This is a genomic window from Cryobacterium sp. TMT2-14, from assembly GCF_004402465.1.
GTDB classification, from domain to species: Bacteria; Actinomycetota; Actinomycetes; order Actinomycetales; family Microbacteriaceae; genus Cryobacterium; species Cryobacterium sandaracinum.
Genome location: NZ_SOFV01000002.1, coordinates 1 through 19,675, shown reverse-complemented (window position 1 = coordinate 19,675; position 19,675 = coordinate 1). Strand labels below are relative to the sequence as shown.

The 19,675-nt window shown below is 66.7% G+C and carries 26 protein-coding genes; 13 read left to right on the top strand and 13 right to left on the bottom strand.

The features are described 5' to 3' along the window. Entirely contained in the window at positions 1-912 is a 912-nt protein-coding gene (locus E3O28_RS00985; RefSeq protein WP_104100698.1) for a 1,4-dihydroxy-2-naphthoyl-CoA synthase, read from the bottom strand. Between the two features lie 156 nt (positions 913-1,068). On the opposite strand from E3O28_RS00985, the gene E3O28_RS16115 reads away from it, so the two are divergent. From E3O28_RS16115 to E3O28_RS00965, 5 genes are all read left to right on the top strand, one after another. Next, on the top strand, positions 1,069-1,341 hold the full coding sequence (locus E3O28_RS16115) for a hypothetical protein (RefSeq protein WP_166784695.1): 273 nt from the start codon (positions 1,069-1,071) through the stop codon (positions 1,339-1,341). A 214-nt stretch (positions 1,342-1,555) separates the two neighbouring features. Further along, on the top strand, positions 1,556-2,125 hold the full coding sequence (locus E3O28_RS00980; protein ID WP_166784694.1) for a sigma factor-like helix-turn-helix DNA-binding protein: 570 nt from the start codon (positions 1,556-1,558) through the stop codon (positions 2,123-2,125). 85 nt (positions 2,126-2,210) lie between these two features. Next, on the top strand, positions 2,211-2,507 hold the full coding sequence (locus E3O28_RS00975; protein WP_104100695.1) for an ATP-dependent DNA ligase: 297 nt from the start codon (positions 2,211-2,213) through the stop codon (positions 2,505-2,507). A 29-nt stretch (positions 2,508-2,536) separates the two neighbouring features. Next, positions 2,537-2,800 carry a hypothetical protein gene (locus E3O28_RS00970; RefSeq protein WP_104100694.1) on the top strand — a complete coding sequence of 88 codons (264 nt, stop codon included), beginning with the start codon at positions 2,537-2,539 and terminating at the stop codon, positions 2,798-2,800. 47 nt (positions 2,801-2,847) lie between these two features. Beyond that, positions 2,848-3,828 (top strand): o-succinylbenzoate synthase, encoded by a 981-nt coding sequence (locus E3O28_RS00965; protein WP_134415032.1) that lies wholly within the window; start codon positions 2,848-2,850, stop codon positions 3,826-3,828. A 103-nt stretch (positions 3,829-3,931) separates the two neighbouring features. Here the strand turns inward: E3O28_RS00965 and ccsB are convergent, their stop codons facing one another. From ccsB to E3O28_RS00940, 5 genes are read right to left on the bottom strand one after another with little or no spacing between them, the layout of a single operon-like run. Beyond that, positions 3,932-4,894, bottom strand: coding sequence for a c-type cytochrome biogenesis protein CcsB (gene ccsB, locus E3O28_RS00960; RefSeq protein WP_104100780.1), 963 nt, complete (start codon positions 4,892-4,894; stop codon positions 3,932-3,934). Between the two features lie 51 nt (positions 4,895-4,945). Next, positions 4,946-6,610: a cytochrome c biogenesis protein ResB gene (locus E3O28_RS00955; RefSeq protein WP_134415031.1), complete on the bottom strand. Its 1,665-nt coding sequence runs from the start codon at positions 6,608-6,610 to the stop codon at positions 4,946-4,948. Next, on the bottom strand, positions 6,594-7,355 hold the full coding sequence (locus tag E3O28_RS00950) for a cytochrome c biogenesis protein CcdA (protein WP_134415030.1): 762 nt from the start codon (positions 7,353-7,355) through the stop codon (positions 6,594-6,596). The genes E3O28_RS00955 and E3O28_RS00950 overlap by 17 nt, the downstream gene beginning before the upstream one ends. A gap of 2 nt (positions 7,356-7,357) precedes the next feature. Then, positions 7,358-7,954, bottom strand: coding sequence for a TlpA disulfide reductase family protein (locus E3O28_RS00945; protein ID WP_104100690.1), 597 nt, complete (start codon positions 7,952-7,954; stop codon positions 7,358-7,360). Further along, positions 7,951-8,595, bottom strand: coding sequence for a histidine phosphatase family protein (locus tag E3O28_RS00940; RefSeq protein WP_104100689.1), 645 nt, complete (start codon positions 8,593-8,595; stop codon positions 7,951-7,953). Before E3O28_RS00940 ends, E3O28_RS00945 begins: the two co-directional genes overlap by 4 nt. 63 nt (positions 8,596-8,658) lie before the next feature. Between E3O28_RS00940 and aspS the strand changes: the two genes are divergently transcribed. After that, positions 8,659-9,987, top strand: a complete 1,329-nt coding sequence (gene aspS, locus E3O28_RS00935; RefSeq protein WP_166784693.1) for an aspartate--tRNA(Asn) ligase — start codon at positions 8,659-8,661, stop codon at positions 9,985-9,987. Between the two features lie 23 nt (positions 9,988-10,010). Here the strand turns inward: aspS and E3O28_RS00930 are convergent, their stop codons facing one another. Both E3O28_RS00930 and E3O28_RS00925 read right to left on the bottom strand, forming a co-directional pair. Continuing rightward, positions 10,011-10,307 (bottom strand): Dabb family protein, encoded by a 297-nt coding sequence (locus E3O28_RS00930; protein WP_104100687.1) that lies wholly within the window; start codon positions 10,305-10,307, stop codon positions 10,011-10,013. Next, entirely contained in the window at positions 10,304-10,573 is a 270-nt protein-coding gene (locus E3O28_RS00925) for a glutaredoxin family protein (protein WP_104100686.1), read from the bottom strand. Before E3O28_RS00925 ends, E3O28_RS00930 begins: the two co-directional genes overlap by 4 nt. 56 nt (positions 10,574-10,629) lie before the next feature. Between E3O28_RS00925 and E3O28_RS00920 the strand changes: the two genes are divergently transcribed. Next, complete coding sequence (locus E3O28_RS00920) at positions 10,630-11,352, top strand: HAD-IB family hydrolase (RefSeq protein WP_166784692.1); 723 nt, start codon at positions 10,630-10,632, stop codon at positions 11,350-11,352. Between the two features lie 54 nt (positions 11,353-11,406). On the opposite strand, the gene E3O28_RS00915 is transcribed toward E3O28_RS00920, so the two are convergent. Both E3O28_RS00915 and E3O28_RS00910 read right to left on the bottom strand, forming a co-directional pair. Further along, positions 11,407-11,505, bottom strand: a complete 99-nt coding sequence (locus tag E3O28_RS00915; protein ID WP_003792170.1) for an AURKAIP1/COX24 domain-containing protein — start codon at positions 11,503-11,505, stop codon at positions 11,407-11,409. A gap of 123 nt (positions 11,506-11,628) precedes the next feature. After that, the gene (locus E3O28_RS00910) at positions 11,629-12,075 is read right to left on the bottom strand and encodes a metalloregulator ArsR/SmtB family transcription factor (RefSeq protein ID WP_104100684.1); all 447 of its coding nucleotides are present in this window, start codon (positions 12,073-12,075) and stop codon (positions 11,629-11,631) included. Between the two features lie 86 nt (positions 12,076-12,161). Between E3O28_RS00910 and E3O28_RS00905 the strand changes: the two genes are divergently transcribed. Both E3O28_RS00905 and E3O28_RS00900 read left to right on the top strand, forming a co-directional pair. Next, on the top strand, positions 12,162-13,592 hold the full coding sequence (locus E3O28_RS00905; RefSeq protein WP_134415044.1) for a potassium transporter TrkG: 1,431 nt from the start codon (positions 12,162-12,164) through the stop codon (positions 13,590-13,592). Further along, positions 13,585-14,256 carry a TrkA family potassium uptake protein gene (locus E3O28_RS00900; RefSeq protein ID WP_134375427.1) on the top strand — a complete coding sequence of 224 codons (672 nt, stop codon included), beginning with the start codon at positions 13,585-13,587 and terminating at the stop codon, positions 14,254-14,256. Before E3O28_RS00905 ends, E3O28_RS00900 begins: the two co-directional genes overlap by 8 nt. A 28-nt stretch (positions 14,257-14,284) precedes the next feature. Here the strand turns inward: E3O28_RS00900 and proC are convergent, their stop codons facing one another. After that, entirely contained in the window at positions 14,285-15,133 is an 849-nt protein-coding gene (gene proC, locus E3O28_RS00895; RefSeq protein WP_104100681.1) for a pyrroline-5-carboxylate reductase, read from the bottom strand. A gap of 62 nt (positions 15,134-15,195) precedes the next feature. On the opposite strand from proC, the gene E3O28_RS00890 reads away from it, so the two are divergent. Together E3O28_RS00890 and E3O28_RS00885 are read left to right on the top strand one after the other, a co-directional pair. Next, entirely contained in the window at positions 15,196-16,158 is a 963-nt protein-coding gene (locus tag E3O28_RS00890) for a cation diffusion facilitator family transporter (RefSeq protein WP_134415029.1), read from the top strand. Then, positions 16,155-16,868: a glutamine amidotransferase gene (locus tag E3O28_RS00885; RefSeq protein WP_134415028.1), complete on the top strand. Its 714-nt coding sequence runs from the start codon at positions 16,155-16,157 to the stop codon at positions 16,866-16,868. The genes E3O28_RS00890 and E3O28_RS00885 overlap by 4 nt, the downstream gene beginning before the upstream one ends. Here E3O28_RS00885 and tadA read toward each other — a convergent pair. Then, a complete protein-coding gene (gene tadA / locus E3O28_RS00880) occupies positions 16,825-17,304 on the bottom strand; it encodes a tRNA adenosine(34) deaminase TadA (protein WP_134415027.1) in 480 nt (159 codons plus the stop codon). The two genes, E3O28_RS00885 and tadA, sit on opposite strands and share 44 nt — an antisense overlap. A gap of 33 nt (positions 17,305-17,337) precedes the next feature. On the opposite strand from tadA, the gene upp reads away from it, so the two are divergent. Together upp and E3O28_RS00870 are read left to right on the top strand one after the other, a co-directional pair. After that, positions 17,338-17,970, top strand: a complete 633-nt coding sequence (upp, locus tag E3O28_RS00875; protein ID WP_104100677.1) for a uracil phosphoribosyltransferase — start codon at positions 17,338-17,340, stop codon at positions 17,968-17,970. 518 nt (positions 17,971-18,488) lie between these two features. Continuing rightward, on the top strand, positions 18,489-19,193 hold the full coding sequence (locus tag E3O28_RS00870) for a winged helix-turn-helix domain-containing protein (RefSeq protein WP_134415026.1): 705 nt from the start codon (positions 18,489-18,491) through the stop codon (positions 19,191-19,193). A 127-nt stretch (positions 19,194-19,320) separates the two neighbouring features. Here the strand turns inward: E3O28_RS00870 and E3O28_RS00865 are convergent. Beyond that, positions 19,321-19,675: transposase (locus E3O28_RS00865; RefSeq protein WP_166784691.1), on the bottom strand; the 355-nt coding region annotated here is incomplete at its 5' end.

Sequence of the window (19,675 nt, the reverse complement as noted above, 5' to 3'; positions counted from 1 at the left end):
CTAGAACTGCCAGTCGTAGGGACCCCAATCGGGGTCGCGCTTCTCCAGGAACGCGTCACGCCCCTCGACCGCCTCGTCGGTGCCGTAGGCCAGGCGGGTGGCCTCCCCGGCGAACACCTGCTGGCCGACCAGGCCGTCGTCCACGGCGTTGAAAGCGAATTTCAGCATCCGGATGGCGGTGGGCGACTTGGTCAGGATCGTGCGGGCCCAATCCAGCGCCTCCACCTCGAGTTCGCCGTGCGGCACCACGGCGTTCACGGCCCCCATCTCGAAGGCGCGCTGCGCGGAGTACTCGCGGGCCAGGAAGAACACTTCCCTCGCGGTCTTCTGCCCCACCTGGCGGGCGAAGTAGGCGCTGCCGTAGCCGGCGTCGAAGGAGCCGACGTCGGCATCCGTCTGCTTGAACTTGCCGTGCTCGGCGCTGGCGATGCTGAGGTCACAGACCACATGCAGGGAGTGCCCGCCGCCGGCCGCCCAGCCGGGGATGACCGCGATGACAACCTTGGGCATGAACCGGATCAGCCGCTGCACCTCGAGGATGTGCAGCCGGCCGCCGCGTGCCGTGTCGATCCCGGACGCGGTCTCTCCCTCGGCGTACTTGTAGCCATCCCGGCCTCGGATGCGTTGGTCCCCGCCCGAGCAGAACGCCCAACCGCCGTCCTTCGGGCTGGGTCCGTTGCCGGTCAGGAGCACCACCCCGATGCGCGGGTTGACGCGCGCGTCCTCGAGGGCGGCGTGCAGTTCGTCGACGGTGTGCGGGCGGAACGCGTTCCGCACCTCGGGCCGGTTGAACGCCACCCGGGCGATCCTCCCAGTCACGTCGTGGTGGTACGTGACGTCGGTGAGGCGGTCGAAGCCCGCGACTTCCTGCCACTGGGTCGGGTCGAAGATTTCGGAAACCTGTTCGATCATGCACCCAGCCTACGCGGGCCTACGGCCCCGGAATGCGGCTGGCCGTGGGCCTCTCGGAAGCTGGTTGGCATCCCCGTTTGAGCGGCAAAGTCAAGCCCCTTGAGGCCGTCGTTTCCACCCTGTGTACTGAGCTATTAAAAATACTCGGAGGCAGTGATGGCCGAGAATGGCACACGAAAAACGATCCCCACCCCACCCGCGAGAAATATCGGGATCAACGAACTCTCCCCCACGGAATGGCGCATCAGCGACCGGATGATCGCGGACGGCGATCCGGCCGCCTTGGTCGGCTTCATCCAGCGCGTGGACGACGCCTTCGAAGTGACGGATTTCGGCCGCCCCCGGGAGCGAGCGTACTTCTCATCCTTTGACCGCGCCACGGCCAGTCTCGCCCTCCGTCCGGCACCCAGCGGAACGGCACTGCGATGAGCACGGCCACGCAAGAGACCCAGCCCCCGGAGCACTCAAGCTCCCGACCGCCACCGGCCACGAATCAGCCCCCGACCCCGGCGTCAGCGTCAGCGTCAGCGAATTTCACCTCCGCTCCGTCGACCGCTCCCTCCCGCTACAGCACATCGACGGATGCCTTCGGCGACTACCTGCGCCGCATCGGCAGGGGCCCCTGCTCACCGCCATCGACGAGGTGACCCTCGCGCAGCGCATCGAGGTCGGGCTGTTCGCCGTCGAAAAATTGTTCCACGGAGTCGACGACCCGTCCTTGGCCCGCGAGCTGGCCTGGATTGCCCATGACGGCCGCCGCGCGAAGAACCACTTCATCGAAGCGAATCTGCGCCTGGTGGACAGCATCGCCAAGCACTACTCCGGACGCGGAATGCCCATCATGGGCCTCGTGCGGGACGGCAACATCGGCCTCGTCCGCGCCGTCGAAAAATATGACTTCATGACCGGCTACAAATTCTCCACTCACGCCACCCGCTGGATCCGCCAAGCCGTCCACCGCGGCATGGCCCAGCCCGAGGAGCACGCCGTGCTCACCATGCGGGCTTCGGACATCGTTTTCTACATGAGTGCCCTGCCGCCGCGGGAGCGGTCGATCCTGATGTCCCGGTTCGGTCTCGACGGGGGCGCGCCCCAAACGCTGGACCAGATCGCCGTCGTTCAGGGCGTGACCCGGGAACGGGTGCGCCAGATCGAGAAGCGCGCACTGGCCCTGCTGAAGGTCCTCCGACTCGAGCGGTACCTGCGGGACTGAACCTCGGCCGTCCCCCCTGAACGGAGCGTAGCGGTGCTGGCGACTTCACGCTATTCTCACTTAGAACTTTGTTATCGGGGGATATATGGGCAAGCTCACGTACAACTCGTCTCTGACAGCAGATTTCGACGACCGGGTCCTCGCCCATATCCAGGTCGTCATCGGGGCGAAGTTGCGACGCGGCGAGTGTTTCTATTTCACGTGGCGAGACGACCCCCAGGGCGGCGACGGCCGCAGCACGATCTGGCTGCATCCCGCGATACCCCTGGCCTATAAGTATTTCGGCGGGCGCTCCCCCAGCCTCAACCGCGAATGGATCGAAGCCCTCATGCTTTCGGCCAATTCCTCCGGGGGCCTCCAGCTCGTGCCGGAACCACATTGACCCGCGACAGTACTGGTGAAGGACGAAGCGTGATCCGAGTCGATATTGTCTACGGCGGCGCGGAGTACTCGTTAGGCGGCCGGTCATTGGAGTCCATTCAGACCGAGGTTGAGACCGCGTTCCTGGCCGGGAAGCCCTACTGGCTGCGGGTGAACAGTGGCGGCGGGCGCTTCGAAGACGCCTACCTGCTGATCGCGCCGGGCATCCCCTTCGCAATTCTCAACGTCAAGCCGCACAACGGCCCGGACATCGATCTCGAGGTGGACGCGGCGTTCAACCAGGACGTGCTCTGACCTGACCGGCGTTCCCCGGGAGACTCCCCGGCTGGCACACTGGGAACATGCTGCCACCACTTGCTGAGTTGCTCAGAACTGCCCGCGTCGTCGCCCTGCCCCTGGCGACGCGGTTTCGCGGACTCGACACCCGCGAGGCCCTGCTCGTGGAGGGACCGGAAGGCTGGGCGGAATTCTCCCCGTTCGCCGAATACGACGACGCGGAGGCTGCCACCTGGCTGCGGGCCGCCCTCGATTTCGGTTGGCAGGCCACGCCGCCCCTGCTTCGGGGACGCATCCCCGTGAACGCGACGGTGCCGGCGGTCACCGCCGACGAGGTCGCCGGCGTGCTCGCCCGGTTCCCCGGCTGCCGCACCGCCAAGGTGAAGGTCGCCGACCCCGGTCAGACCCTCGCCGACGACGTGGCACGCGTGCGCATGGTTCGCCGTGTGCTCGGGCCGGAGGGGCGCATCCGTGTCGACGCGAACGGTCTGTGGAACGTCGATGAGGCGGAGCACGCCATCCACGCCCTCAACGAGTTCGACCTCGAATACGTGGAGCAGCCCTGCGCCACCATCAAGGAACTCGCCGAGATCCGCCGCCGCACCGGCTACCTCGACGTCGGCGTCGCCGCCGACGAAAGCGTACGCCGCGCCAAGGACCCGCTGCTGGTGGCCCGCACGGGTTCGGCCGACATCCTCGTGATCAAGGCCGCGCCGCTCGGCGGAATCCGCGCCGCCCTGGCGCTGATCAACCAGACCGGGCTGCCCGCCGTGGTCTCAAGCGCCCTCGACACCTCGGTCGGCATCTCGATGGGCGCCCACCTGGCCGCCGCGATTCCGGAACTCAACTTCGACTGCGGACTCGGCACGGCGTCGCTCCTTGCCGCGGATGTCACCACCGACCCGCTGCTGCCGGTCGACGGCGGCATCCCGGTGCGTCGGGTGACCCCCGACCCGCAGCTGCTGGAGCGTTACGCAGCCGCGGACGAGCGGCGTGACTGGTGGCTGGCCCGCCTGACCCGCTGCTACGCGCTACTCGCCGACTGAACCAATTCGACGGAGATTCTGCGCAAGAAGAGGGTTTTCGGCCTGTTTGGCGGCGATCCGGCCGAAATCTCCGTCGAATTCGTTAGGAGCGAGGACCCCTGGTCTAGAGGCCGGAGTAGGAGTGCAGGCCCTTGAAGAAGACGTTGACGATGCCGAAGTTGAACATGACGGCGGCGAAGCCGATGATCGACAACCAGGCGGACCGTGATCCGCGCCAGCCACGGGTCGCGCGGGCGTGGATGTAGCCCGCGTAGAGGGTCCAGATGATGAACGTCCAGACCTCCTTGGTATCCCAGCCCCAGTAGCGGCCCCAGGCCTGTTCGGCCCAGATCGAGCCGGCCATGAGGGTGAAGGTCCACAGGATGAAGCCGATGATGGTGACCCGATAGGCCAGGTTCTCCAGCGTGGCCGCCGACGGCAGGGTGGCCAGGAACCGCAGCCGACCGCTCTTCGCGGACGCGAGGAGCGACTCACGCCGGAACTGGAGGAGTTGCACGGTCGAGAGGGCGAAACCGAGTGCGAAGAAGCCCGTGCCCAGCGAGGCGACGAAGACGTGAATGACCAACCAAGCCGACTGCAGGGCCGGCGGCAGGGGCGCGACCTCGACGTAGAAGCGCAGCGCCGCGATGCCGAGAAGCACCAGCACCATGCCGGTGACGAAGGTGCCGAGGAAGCGCAGGTCGGCGCGGGTCAGCACAATCAGGAACACCGAGACGATCAGCAGGGTGCCCGTCATCGCGAACTCGTACATGTTCGCCCACGGGACGCGCTCGGCGGCCACGCCGCGGAGCACCGCCGACACCAGGTGGATCAGCCACGCCAGCACGGTGAGCGAGACGCCCACCCGCAGGCTGGCCGAGCGGCCGTAGGGGGTGACCGCGTCGTTCGCGATGCGAGCGCTGATGCGGGTGAGGGTGGTGGTTCCGCCCGCCGCGCCGGCCGCTTCCGCGCGCGCTGATGCGGCCCGGCGCACCTGTGCGTCTGCCGCCGTGGCGGAGGTGACCGCCGCGGAGCGCTTGGCCAGGTCGAAGGAAAAGGCGATGAACGCGAGGGCGTAGACCGCCATGGCCGAGTAGAGGCTCAGAATGGAGAGCTCGTTGAGATTCACGATGACAGCCTATTTCTGTTCGGATGCCGGGGTGGCCGATTGGGAGGATAACAGCAGGTCCGTGTGCCGATCGGCGAGGTCGCTGACGGCGGATTCCAGGGTCGGGTCCTCGCCCCGGGCTAGACCCGCGTATTCGAGGCGCAGCGAGCCGTCCTGCTCCGGCACGGCCTTCACCCAGACCCGCCGACGTGGCACGAACAGTGACGTCAGCAGGCCGAGCAGGGCCAGAACGGCGAAGGACAGCACCCAGAGCTGGGTGGGGTCGTGGTGGATGTCGAACGAGGCAAACCGCAGCACCGAACCAGAGAAGTCCCCGTTCTGCGCCCCCGGGTTGGCGTCGTCGAAAGTGACGGACCCGAGGCCGTTCGGCAGTTCCCGGGTTTCCCCCGGCTTCAACTCGATCGACTCCACGCCGGTCTTGCCCCCGGTGAGCTGGGTCATCTTGTCGATGTCGAGCGAGTAGACCGACGTCGGCACGCCCGCGTCGAGCCCCAGGTCTCCCGAGTAGACGTTGAGGGTCAGCAGCGGGTATTCGAGGTCAGGGAAGGAGGAGAAGAAGGCCCCCGAATCCGCGGTGGCCTGGGTCGGGTAGAAGAAGCCGATCATGCCGAGTTGCTCGGCGAGCCCGTCGGGAACCTTGATCACGCCGAGGGAGGTGAGGTTGGCATCCTGCGGCAGGAACGGCACAGAGTCGGTGAAGACGACCACCCCGTTCGGGTCCTTTACGGTGAGGGTGGGGGCGTAGCCGTTGCCGAGCAGGTAGACGTCGGTGCCGCCGGTGCGGGCTGGCCCGTTCACCTTCACCTGGCTGGCCTCTGCGGCCTCACCCCGCGGGGTGATGGTGACCTCTGCTGTGAAGTCGATCGGCTGGCCGTAGGCCTTGAGGTTCTCCTCCTCGTAGGTGACGTCGAAGTTGTCGAGGGTGAGTTTATAGGGCGTGAGGCTGGTGTCGTTGAAGAACCGGCCGGGGTTGAACGAGTCGTAGGCCAGCAGGGTGTTCACGAAGGTCTGCCCTTCGACCAGCACACGTTGGCCGCTAAACCCGAAGCCGCCACCGAAACCGACGGTGATCAGGATGCCGACCAGGGCGAAGTGGAAGACCAGGTTGCCGGTTTCACGCAGGTAGCCGCGCTCGGCCGAGACCGAGGTCTCCCCGCGATTCTCGAAGACGGCCGCCCGGTAGCCGCTGGTCTTCAGAAGCCTGCGGGCGGACTCGACGGCGGCCTGGGCATCCGTGCCGGCCGGAGCGATGCGCGCCGTGAAGCCGGCCAGCCGGGACAGGCGGGCGGGGGTGCGCGGCGGCTTGGCCCGCAGCGCGAGGTAGTGGTGCCTGGTGCGCGGGATGACGCACCCGATCAGCGAGATGAACAGCAGCAGGTAGATGGCCGAGAACCACGCCGACGAGTAGACGTCGAACGCCTGAACCGTGTCGAGCAGCGGTGCGAGGTCGGGGTTGTCGGCGAAGTACTGGGTAACCCCGTTCGGGTCGGAGCTGCGCTGGGGTACCAGGGATCCCGGCACGGCGGCGATCGCGAGAAGCAGCAGAAGGAACAGCGCGGTGCGCATGTTCGTCAGCTGGCGCCAGAACCAGCGCAGCCAGCCTGCGAAGCCGAGGTGCGGTTGCACGATTCCCGCGGAGGCCGGGGCGTCGTAATGGTCAGATGGCCGGGACATAACTTCCGATCGTTCCTTGCAGGTCGAGGAGCCAGGCGTTCCACACGCCACTGACCATGAGCACGCCGATGAGAACGAGGAGGAGACCGCCAAACAGGTTGATAGCCCTGACGTGCCGTTTCAGGAAGGAAACGGCTCCGGTCGCCCAGCTGAGGCCGAGCGCGATGAGAAGGAACGGGATGCCCAGCCCGAGCGCGTAGAACAGGGCCAGCAGTCCCCCCTGCCAGGGAGAGCCCGTGGTCAGGCTGAGAGAGTTGATGGCCGTGAGCGTGGGGCCGGTGCAGGGGGTCCAGCCCACGGCGAAGACCGCGCCGAGCAGAGGGGCGCCGGCCAGGCCCATCCCCGGTCTCCAGGTTGCCTTCACGCTGCGCTGCGCGAAACCGAACTGGCCGACGAACACCAGGCCGAGCAGGATTACCACGACGCCGGCGATGCGGGTGATCGCATCTCGATACTGGTTCAGCCAGAATCCGGCAACCCCGAAAATGACACCGGTGAGCACGAAGACGAGGGTGAAGCCGAGGATGAACAACAGGACCCCGAGCAGCAGACGGTTGCGGCCCCGGCGGTCGCCGCGCGCGGCGGTCGAGCTGCCGTCGGTGAAGCCGCCGATGTAGGCCAGGTAGCCGGGCACGAGCGGGAGGATGCAGGGAGAGGCGAACGAGACGAGCCCGGCCAGCACGGCGATGGGAATGGCCAGGTAGAGCTGGCCGCTGAAGACGATCTCGCCGAAGGGGTTGTCCACGCCTACGAATCCTCGGCGATCGCGTCGCGCACGAGAGTTTCGAGGATGGAGGGCTCCGAGATCGCACCGAGGATGCGGGCCGCGACCCGGCCTGACCGGTCGAGCACCAGCGTGGTGGGAACGGCGTTGGGCGGGATGCTGCCGCTGAACGCGAGCTGCATGCTCCCGTTGTCGACGTCCATCACCGACGGGTAGGTGATGCCGAAGCTCTCGTTGAACGCGGTCGCGTTCGCGGCCTGGTCCCGCACGTTGACGCCGACCCAGTGGGCGTCCGTGCCGGCGAATTCCTCGTTGAGTTTTTGCAGGGCCGGGGCTTCCGCCCGGCAGGGCGCGCAGCTGGCGTACCAGAAGTTGACCACGACGACCTCGCCGGCGTAGTCCTCGCTGGAGAGCGGGTCGCCGTTTTCGTCGGCGCCGCTCCAGGAGATGGGATCGCCGCGCTCGGCGGCCGGGATCTCGGTCCAGCTGCCGTCACCGGCGATGAAGCCCTTACTGCTGCCCTCGCGGTACTGTTCGGCGAGCGGGTCGGCGGAGCAGCCGGTCAGCAGTAGCGCCACGGCAACCAGAGCGGTGACGGCGGCGCGGGGACGAAGGTTCATACGGCTCCTACGTCCGAGGCGCCGACCTGCAGCGACAGGGCAGGGTTGGAGTAGCCGGTCTCGTCGGGGAAGCCGCCGGGCCAGGACAGGGTTGTGATGCTCGACAGGTCGCAGCGGCGTTTGCGCGGGTCGTGCGGCAAACGCTGCCGGGCCAGGGCGCGGTGCACCATCCAGATCGGAAGCTGGTGGCTGACGAGCACGACGTCGCCCTCGTCGACCGAGTTGCGGGCATCCTCGATCGCGGCGAGCATGCGCTTCGCGATCGAGTCGAACGGTTCGCCCCAGCTGGGACGCAGCGGGTTGATCAGCGCGTGCCAGCTGCGGGGATCGCGCAAGGCCCCGCCCGTGCCCCGCATCCGTTTGCCCTCGAAGAAATTGGTCGGCTCGATGATGCGCGGGTCGATGTCGACCGGAAGGGTGAAGGCAGCCGCGATCGGAGCGGCCGACTCCTGCGCACGCTGCAGCGGTGAGGAGATGATGCGGGCGACGGGGCGCCCGCGCTCCACCAGATCGGCGGCAGCCGCCTCGGCCATCTGAGCCCCCAGATCGGAGAGGCGGAATCCGGGCAGGCGTCCGTACAGAACGCGCTCGGGATTGAAAACCTCACCGTGCCGCACGAGATGTACCTGTCTGGCTACCACGTTCCCAGTCTACGGAGGGGGCACCCGCGAATACGCCGAGAGCCGTGCGGCTAAACTTGACCGGTGACTGAGCGCATAGTGATCAAGAACCTGGCCGCCCTCGACAACGGACCCGTGACGGTGTCCGGGTGGGTCGACACCGTCCGAGACCAGAAGAAGGTGCAGTTCGTCGTGCTGCGCGACGAATCCGGCGCGGTGCAGCTCGTGAACCCGCGCACCACGGATGCCGACGGCATTGTCGTCGCCGACGAACCGGCCACCACCATCTCCACCCTGTCGCAGGGCAGCTTCGTCACCGTCACCGGTGAGCTCAAGCACGACGAGCGCGTCAAGCTCGGCGGCATCGAAATCAAGCTCGCGACCCTCGAGGTCGTCACGGTCGCCATCCCCGAGACCCCGATCGCGGCCGACTCCAATCTTGACAAGCGCCTCGACTGGCGCTTCCTCGATCTGCGCCAGCCCAAGCAGAACCTGATCTTCCGCCTCCAGACCACGTTCGAGCACGCACTGCGCACGTACTGGATCGACAATGACTTCATTGAGCTGCACACCCCGAAGCTGATGGCCAGCGCGAGCGAGTCCCGCGCCGAGCTGTTCGAGGTGGAGTACTTCGACACCAAGGCTTACCTCGCGCAGAGCCCGCAGTTCTTCAAGCAGATGGCCCAGGCCGCCGGCTTCGGCAAAATCTTCGAGGTCGGACCGGCGTTCCGCGCCGACCCGTCGTTCACCAGCCGTCACTCCACCGAGTTCACCAGCGTCGACTCCGAGATCAGCTGGATCGACAGCCACGAAGACGTCATGCAGCTGCACGAAGAGCTGCTTGTCGCCGGATTCACGGCCGTCAAGGAGAAGCACGGCGACGAGGTCCTGGCCCTCTTCGGGGTCGAGGTCACCGTGCCCAGTACACCGTTCCCGCGCATCCCGCTGGCCGAGGCCAAGGAGATCGTCAAGACCCGCGGCTACGAGGTCCCGCGCGATGACGACGACATGGACCCCGAAGGCGAACGCCGGATCGCCGCCTACGTGCTCGAGACCTTCGGCCACGAGTTCGTCTTCCTCACCGACTACGCCTCAAGCATCCGGCCGTTCTACCACATGCGCCACGAGGGCGACGCGAGCATCACCAAGAGCTATGACCTGATCTTCAACGGCACCGAGATCTCCACTGGAGCGCAGCGCGAGCACCGCATCGACATTTTGGTCGAGCAGGCCAAGGAGAAGGGCGTCGACCCCGAGGAGATCGAGGGCTACCTCGACTTCTTCCGCTACGGCGTTCCGTCGCACGGCGGGTTCGGCATGGGCCTCGCCCGGGTACTCATGCTGATGCTGCACCAGGCCAGCATCCGCGAGGTCACCTACCTGTTCCGCGGCCCGACGCGCCTCGAGCCGTAGCCGAACGGGCCGTAGCCGAACGGTCAGACGGCGACGTCGACGGCCATCCTCGACGATACGACGGAACGGATGAAGGTTCCCGCCGCCTGGTGGGCGGGGTGCACCTGGTAGCGGTTGACGGCGTCCAGGTCGTCAAAGTCGGCGATCAGCACGACGTCCCAGTTGGAGCCGCCGGCTACGTCGAAACCCACCTGCAGCGAGCGGATCTCGTCGACGACGCCCACGAGCCCTTCCAGGCGGACCGCGATCCCGGCCGCGGCGGCGGCCTTCTGGACCGGGTCGGCCGGGGCTAGTTGCCAGGAGACGATGTGCCGGATCATTGCACGGCCAGAAGCGCCGTGCGCAGCCGCAGTGGATCGATGCGCCAGTAATTGTGCACCTTGCCGTTGAGCAGGAGCACCGGGATGTCCTCGACGTACAGGGCGTGCAGCTCGGCGTCGTCGAGAATCGAGCGCTCTTCGAGCACGATGTCGGGGGCGGACGGGTCGTCGGCGAGTTTGGTCACGACGCTGCCGACCAGATCCCGGGCGTCATCGCAGAGGTGACAGCCGGGCTTGCCGACCAGGGTGAGGAGTGCAGTAGCCATTGCTCCAGCCTATGCTGGCTCGCCGACGCAACACGCAACTAGACTTGACCGCACACATGTCCGAAGACACCATCGCCCCCGCAATCGCGTTCTTCGACGTGGACAACACCCTCCTGCGCGGCGCCAGCCTGTACCACCTCGGTGTGGGTGCCTGGCGGCGACGACTGGTCACCGGCCGGGACCTGCTCTCCTTCGCCTGGAAACAGGCCCGATTCCTCTACGTCGGCGAAAACAGGATGCACCTGGCGAGCATCCGGGAGCGCGCGCTGGAAGTGGTCGTGGGCTACAGCCGGGACGAACTCGTCGCGCTCAGCACGGAGATCTTCGACGCCCGCCTCTTGCAGCGGCTCTGGCCGGAAACGGTCGCCGTCGCCCGTGCGCACCTTCAGGCCGGGCGCGAGGTCTGGCTCGTCTCCGCGACCGCCCAGGAGGTGGCCGACGTCATCGCCGAACGGCTGGGCCTCACTGGCGCGCTCGGTACCAGGCTCGAGGCCGTCGACGGAATTTTCACCGGCCGCCTCACCGAGGGTGTCTGCCACGGTGTCAGCAAGGCCGTCGCCGCCAACGCTCAGGCAGAGCGCAGCGGTGTCGACCTGGCCGTCTGCTGGGCCTACTCCGACTCCCACAACGACATTCCGTTGCTGGACCTGGTCGGCAATCCGGTGGTCGTGAATCCGGATGCCACGCTCCGCCGCTATGCCGCAGCCCGCCACTGGCCGGTGATGATCCTCAAACGCGGCAGCATCACGGCCGCCACCCGGGCAAGCAAAAAGCGCTAGACCCCAGGGGCCTAGCGCTTACGCCGGTAGCTATTTCAAACGGTCGAGAACCGTCTACTTCTTATTGCGACGCTGGTGGCGAGTCTTACGAAGCAGCTTGCGGTGCTTCTTCTTCGCCATACGCTTGCGTCGCTTCTTGATTACAGAACCCACACGGACCTCACAAAAGAATTGGTTTCGCCGCGGGATTCGCGACAGACACGGTAGATACCAGTCTACCGGAAAAACAACACTCTCCGACGCGGTGTGCGCATTCGGGCGCTCAAGCGCCGCCGACTAGTCGATTCTCCGCCATTTTCGGGGCTTCGCATCTTTGACCGCATGCGCCATTTGGTATGATGTCTCCGCAAAGGCCTTTCCGATGGCCGCGGCGAATGCCCGCTGTTCCACCTTCAAGCCCTCGGTCTCCTCGGTCGGCTCCTCGGCGGTGGCATCGAAGTCGACGCTGAGGAAGGGAATCAGCCAGTCTTCGATTTCCTCGAGCGGCGCGTAGTCAAGATGGTAATACCGGTGCTGACCGGCTTCTCTCACGCCCACCAGGCCCGCTTCGCGCAGCACCTTCAGGTGCTTCGAGATGGTTGGCTGGCTCAGGCCGAGCTTGTCGACGATGTCAGACACGCTCAGCTCTCCGCCGGCCGTGTTCGATTGGTTGTATCGCTCGAGGAGAATGCGTAGAATTTCGCGTCGGGTCGAATCCGCCACCACGCCGAAGATGTCTGCCATGCCTCAAGGCTACTCATTCCCGGTGGGGGATACCATGTCGACGGCCGTTCGTCGCGAGCAAGTCGGAGGTTTCAGTGCAGACACGGATGGCGGACTCCGCCTTCGCACCGCGTCCCACCAGTTGGTACGCCTGGTTGCGAGACTCAGTGGACGGTCTGGTCCGCAGCTCGCCGTCCCGATTCGCCATCCTCGTTTTCACCGCGCTGGTCCTGGTGTTCACCCTCCTATTCTCCCTGCCCATCGCCACGGCAGACCGCATCGTCACCCCGCTGCACGACGCCCTCTTCACCGCGGTGTCGGTGATCTGCGTGACCGGCCTAGCGACGGTGGACATGGCCACGCACTGGTCGGCCTTCGGCAATGTCCTGGTGGTGGTCGGTGTCAATATCGGCGGGGTCGGCGTGCTGACCCTCGCCTCCCTGATGGGAATGGTCATTTCCCGGCGCCTGGGCCTGCGCGCCCGGCTGATGGCCGCCAGTGACACAAACCCCTCCCGCATCCATGCCGGACCGGTCAATGAAGGACAGGCCGTTCGCCTGGGCGAGGTCGGCAACCTGCTCGTGACGGTCGCGATCAGCGCCTTCGTAATCGAGCTGGTCGTGGCTATCCTGCTCTTTCCGCGTATCCTCGCGGTCGGGACACCTGTCGGCGAGGCGCTCTGGCAGAGCGTGTACTACGCGGCCACGGCGTTCACCAACAGCGGCTTCTCCCCCAACGTCGGAGCTTTGGCCCCGTTCGCCAGCGACTACTGGTTCCTCAGCGCCTTGATGGTGGGCGCCTTCCTCGGCAGCCTGGGTTTCCCGGTGATCTACGCCCTCGCCCGGGGCTGGCATAGCCCCAGACGCTGGTCGCTGCACGTGAAACTGACCCTCTTCACGACCGTGGTGCTGCTCGTGGCCGGCGTTGCCGTGTACATCGCGCTCGAGTTCGACAACCCGAAGACGTTCGGGTCGCTGAACGTGGGCGACACGATCTTCCAGTCGCTCTTCCTGTCGATGATGACCCGGTCCGGGGGCTTCGCGACCATCGACATCAGCGACCTGCAGGGGGCGAGCCTGCTCGCCACAGACATGCTGATGTTCATCGGCGGCGGCTCCGCGTCGACCGCCGGCGGCATCAAGGTGACGACCCTGGCCATCCTCTTCCTCGCCGCCTTCGCCGAGGCCAGCGGACGAAGCCAGATGGAAGCGTTCGGCCGCCGGATCCCCAGCGACATCCTGAGGCTCGCGGTCAGCGTGGTGCTGTGGGGCGCCACGACGGTTGCCGTGTCCAGCATCCTGATCCTGCAGATCTCCAACGCGCCGTTCGACCAGGTGCTCTTCGATGTGATCTCCGCGTTCGCCACCTGCGGCCTGTCGACGGGCCTGACCGGCGAACTGCCTCCGGCCGGAGTGTATGTGCTGGCGGCAACCATGTTCATGGGCAGGATTGGTACAGTGACCCTCGCGGCTGCCCTCGCCGCGAGCCAGAGCAGGCAGTTGTTCTCCCGTCCGGAAGAGAGACCCATCGTTGGCTGACCGCTTCAAACACGACGCACCGGTGCTCGTGATCGGCCTCGGCCGGTTCGGCGCGGCCACCGCGGGGCAACTCGACCGGCTCGGACGGGATGTGCTCGCCGTCGACGACAGCGCGGTCCTCGTGCAGAAGTGGTCCGAACGCGTCACGCACGCGGTGCAGGCCGACGCCACCTCCCTGGAAGCGCTTCGCCAGATCGGCGCGCAGCAATTCTCGATCGCCGTCTGCGCCGTCGGCTCGTCCGTCGAGGCCAGTGTGCTGATCGCGGCGAATCTGGTCGACCTCGGGATCCCGCAGATCTGGGCGAAAGCGATCTCCAAGTCGCACGGCACGATCCTCGAGCGCATCGGGGTGAACCACGTCGTCTTCCCGGAGGCACAGGCAGGCGAACGCCTGGCGCACCTCGTCTCCGGACGCCTGCTCGACTTCATCGAATTCGACGACGACTTCGCCCTGGTCAAGATGATCCCGCCCAAGCCGATCCGGGGCCTGAACCTGACCGAATCCGGGCTGCGCCGCAAGTACAACGTCACCGTGGTCGGCGTGAAGAGCCCCGACCGCCCCTTCACCTACGCCACCGAGAAGACGGTCATCACCGACCAGGACCTGATCATCGTCTCCGGCACCGAGTCCGACATCGAGCGGTTCGCGTCGCTGGAGTTCTAGGGGCCTGGAGTTCTCGTGGCCTGGAGGTCTAGTGGCCGGCGAGTTCGCGGGCCCGGGCGAGTGCGGCATCCGTCGCCCGGTCGAACAGGTCCTTGATCCCGCCCTTTTCCAGCTCCCACACGGCACGCTCGGTGGTGCCGCTCGGGCTTGTGACCTGGCGGCGCAGTTCCGTCGGGGACAGGTCGGATGCCACCAGCAGGCTCGTCGCACCGAGGAAGGTGCCGTTCACCATGACCGCGGCCTCCTCCGGGGTGAAACCCTTGGCGATCGCCGTGGCGGTGAGCTGCTCGATCAGGTAGAAAACGTAGGCCGGACCTGACCCGGAGATGGTGCTGAGGGCATCGAGCTTCTCCTCCGGCACGACCAGGACGTCGCCGACGGTGCCGAAGAGGGACCTCGCGAGCTCGAGATCGGTGTCGCTGGACCGCGTGCCGGCGCTCAGCCCGGTGACGGCCTTGCCGACGAGGGCCGGCGTGTTCGGCATCGAGCGGATGACTGACACGGATTCGGGCAGCGACGCCTCGAACGTGGCAATGGTGACGCCGGCGGCGACACTGATGACGAGCGTGCCCGGTTCGAGACTGTCGGCGATCTCGGCCAGCAGGTCGAGGACCATGACGGGCTTCACGGCGACGATCACGATGCGCGCGCCGGCGACGGCCTTGCGGTTGGCCGTGGGCTCGTCGGCGGTGGCCCAGGCGGTGACGCCGGGGATTCCTGCGAGTTCGTCGGCCTTCGCCGTGGAGCGGTTGGTTGCCCGGATGCCGCCCAGAACGGTCACATTCGGGTTCAGCAGCCCGGTCAGAACGGCCCTCGCCATCGATCCGGCGCCGAGGAACGCGATGGCGGGCAGTGTGGTGGTTGCAGTCGAAGTCATCCGACGAGTCTACTTTCGCCCCCTGTGCCGGGTCCGTCTGGTGTGCATTCTAGGATTGCCCCATGAGCACTTCTGGCGGGAAAAAAGCAATCGTGGCGGCACTCCTCGCCAATCTGGGGATCGCGATCACGAAATTCGTGGCCTGGGCATTCTCCGGTTCCTCCTCGATGCTCGCCGAGGGCGTGCACTCCCTGGCCGACTCCGGAAATCAGGTGCTTCTGCTCGTCGGCGGTCGCAAGGCCAAGCAGGAAGCCGACAAGGAGTATCCGTTCGGCTACGGCCGGGAACGCTACGTCTACGCGTTCGTGGTGTCGATCATCCTGTTCTCCGTCGGCGGCGTCTCCTCCCTTTACGAGGGTGTGCGGAAGCTGCAGGACCCGCACCCGCTCGACGTGCCGTGGCTGCCCATCGCGGTGCTGCTGGTCGCCATGGGCCTCAAGTCCTTCTCACTTCGCACCGCCATCCAGGAATCGAACCTCGTGCGCGGCAACCAAAGCTGGGTGCAGTTCGTAAGGCACGCGAAGGCGCCCGAGTTGCCCGTCGTGCTGCTCGAAGACATCGCCGCTCTCGCCGGCCTGGTCTTCGCCTTCCTCGCCGTCGGCCTCACCATCATCACCGGCGAGCCCGTCTGGGATGCCATCGGCACCCTGTTCATCGGCGTACTGCTCGTCCTGGTCGCCGTGGTCCTCGGCGTAGAGACCAAGAGCCTCCTCGTCGGCGAAGGCGCCGGTAAAACGGATGCCGCGGCCATCGAGCGTGCCATCCTGGCCGGTCCGGAGACGCGCAAGATCATCCACCTCAAGACCCTTTACCTCGGCCCGGACGAACTGCTCGTCGCCGCCAGGATCGCCTTCGAGGCCGACAGCCATTTCTCCCATGTGGCAGCGGGCATCAGCACCGTCGAAACCCGCATCCGCGAGGCCGTGCCGGCGGCCCGCGTCATCTACCTCGAGCCGGGCCTGTTCTTCGACCCCAACCGCCGCACGCCGCCCACCGACACCATCGTCATCAAAGGCAGCGAGTGACCCGCACCGCGGTCGTCCTGCGCCACGATGACACGATCCACCTCGGCAACCTCGAACCGGTGCTGCGGGAGTACGGTTACTCCATTCGCTACGTCGACACGCTCAAGGAGGATGTGCGCGCCCTCGACCCGCGGGAAGCCGACCTGCTGGTCGTTCTCGGCGGCGAGATGGGGGTCTACGAGGCCGACGAGTTCCCCGCGCTGCACGCCGAGATCGACCTGCTCACGCAGCGGCTCGGCGCCTCTCTGCCCGTCTTCGGCGTGTGCCTGGGTGCGCAGCTCATGGCGAGCGCCCTGGGCTCCCGCGTCTACCGCGGGCCGACGAACGAGATCGGCTACCGTTCCGTGGAGCCCACGAAGGCCGGGGCGACCTCCCCGCTGCGGCACGTCAGCGGCGTACCCGTCTTCCAGTGGCACAGCGACACGTTCGACCTGCCCGACGGGGTGACACGGCTCGCCGGGTCCCCCCAGTACGGCAATGAGGCCTTCGGGATCGGAGACTGGGCGCTGGCCGTGCAGTTCCACCCGGAGGTCACCGAGGAGATGCACGAGGTGTGGCTGGCGGCCTCGGAGGCGGAGGTGGCCGCCGAGGGCTTCGACGTGGGCGACCTGCGCCGCGAACGCGAACGTTACTCCAGCGGTATGCAGAACGCTTCCCGGTCCATGTTCAGCGAATGGCTCGACGGGCTGGGTCCGCGAAGAACGCCCTGAGCAGTTCCCCGCATTCGTCAGCGTCGACCTCGGCGTAGACCTCAGCGCGGTGATTGAGCCGGCGGTCACGCAGCACGTCGTAGACCGATCCGGAGGCGCCGGCCTTCTCGTCCCACGCTCCGAAAACCACGACCGGCACCCGTGCGGCCAGGATCGCGCCCGCGCACATCACACAGGGCTCCAACGTCACCACCAGGGTGCAGCCGGTCAGGTGCCAGTCCCCCAGGGACGCGGCAGCGAGACGGATGGCGACGATCTCGGCGTGGCCGGTGGGATCCTGCAGCGCTTCGCGCTCGTTGCGTCCGCGGCCGATCACACGGCCGGACGGGTCCAGCACCACCGCACCGACGGGCACATCCCCCGTTTCGAGGGCAGCGCGGGCCTCGCAGAGCGCGAGCCGCATCCATTCGCTGTGCCGGCGATCGACCTCGCCCATCTACGTTCCCTTCCCGACTAGTAGATTGAGCCTATGCGAGTCCACGTAGCCGACCACCCCCTGATCACCCACAAACTCACGGTACTCCGAGACAAGAACACGCCGTCGCCGATCTTCCGGTCACTTGTCGAAGAGCTGATGACCCTCCTCGCCTATGAGGGGACCCGCGGCGTGCGAGTCGAAGACGTGACCGTGCAGACCCCGGTCTCCGAGGCCCGCGGCGTGCAGATCAGCGACCCCAAGCCGCTCGTCGTGCCGATCCTCCGCGCCGGCCTGGGCATGCTCGAGGGCATGGTCAAACTGCTACCGACGGCAGAGGTCGGCTTCCTCGGCATGGCCCGCAACGAGGAGACCCTTCAGCCCGCCACCTACGCGGAGCGCCTGCCCGACGACCTCTCCGACCGCCAGTGCTTCGTGCTCGACCCGATGCTGGCCACGGGCGGTTCGCTGATCGCAGCCATCCAGTTCCTCTTCGACCGCGGCGCCGTCGATGTCACGGCCATCTGCATCCTCGCCGCGCCTGAGGGGCTCGCCGCGGTCGAGAAGGCCCTCGAGGGCCGCGAAGTGACCATCGTTCTCGGTGCCGTCGACGACAAGCTTGACGAGCACGGATACATCGTTCCCGGCCTCGGTGACGCCGGCGACCGCCTCTACGGTTTGGTCTAGCTCTAGCGAGCACCAATTCCGCCGGGCGGCGGACACCGCAGGTCCTGCGACATGCCGGGCGCCAGTACCCGGCATATTCAAGAATCTTTGATGAAATTGAATTTCATCATGGAAACTTTCATGCTTTCGCGATCCGCAGTGGATTCTCCGATCCGCCGCGGAGCCACCGAACGTGATGCGTGTCACACGGCGTCATCCTTGGTTGCAGAATTGACACACGCCGTAACAGTGGGCTTTACTCGCAACTATGACAACGAGCGCACGCCCCCAGACCTCCTTCGAGGCCCCCGGGACTGCCGGCATGATGATGCCCGGCAGCTGCTGTGCGTGTTGCCGAATGTCCCGCTAAGCAGCGAACACCTCGCCGAGTTCCCGCCCCGCTGACTTCACGCGGCCGGCTGGTTGAATTCCGGAGCCTCTCTCGCTCCCTCCAGGCCTCACCGGCCGCACTTTTTCGAACCCGGAACAGCTCCTCAGCGTCGGGTTCACCTGCAGTACCCCAGCCAAGGATTACTCTCATGTCGCTTGCCCACATTGACACCGCCCGCTCGGCCCAGGCCGCACGCCTCGTACGCCAGGCCGTTCCGACGCCCGCCGCACCCCGCATCCGCGCCGTGCCCGAGGGCACTCAGGCCCGCGGCTTCGTTTTCTACGTCGGCATCGACGAGGCCACGGCCGCCGCGGCCGGGACCAGCCTCAGCCGCATCGTCGAGGCGCTCAAAGCCCTCACCGGAACCATCGCGCCGACCGCGGAGACTCATGCCGCCGTCGCACTGGCGCCCGCCGGAGCCGGTGGACGCGACGTCGACGTCGTGCGCCTCGCCCTGCAGGACCCGACTGCGCTGGCCCGGCACCGCACTGTGACAGACGACCCCGACCGCGCACTCGGCGGCGTCGTGGTGGACATCTCCCGTAAGCGAGTCATCCTCGACGGCGAGACCGCGGCGCTCACCTACAAGGAATTCGAGCTGCTGCAGTACCTGGTGCTCCGCGAAGGCCGCACCATCGAGCGCGCCGAACTGATCGCCAAGCTGTGGAACGCCTCCGACGAGGAAGACGCGCCGAATGAGCGCACCATCGACGTGCACGTGCGTCGCCTGCGCGCCAAGCTCGGTCGCTACGAAGACATCGTGCGCACCGTGCGCGGGGTCGGCTACCGCTTCGACCGGCACGCCGACGTGTCGATCCGCCAATCGAGCACGCCGAGCCCGGACGTCTTCTAGCTTCCCGCTGTGTGAGTCCCGCCGCCGTGGGCGATGAGGGTTCGCCGATTGGGGTTTTTGGGGCCTTACAGCGACTCTCCTTGAACGAAATCGACGGAGATTCTGGCTCTCCTGCTGCTTCTGTGGGTTAAACCCGGCCGGGGAGTGCGGGTTTGTGGCCGCCGAGGCTGAGCATGGCGAGGGCGATGAGGGCGTCGGGCNTGAGCATGGCGAGGGCGATGAGGGCGTCGGGCGATTTGAAGCCGAAGGCGATTCGGGTGAGTAGTCGGATCTTGGTATTGACGGATTCGATGCGGCCGTTGGAGAGGCCGTGCTCGATCGATGCAAGGATCGCGGCCCGGTGCTTAACGATGGAGCGTTGAAGTTTCACGAACGACGGGATCCGGCTGCGGCGGGCCCATCCGACCCACTTGTCCAGGGCCTCGGCGGCTTCGTCGCGGGGCAGCTTGAAGACCAGCCGGAGGCCTTCTTTGAGGTAGTAG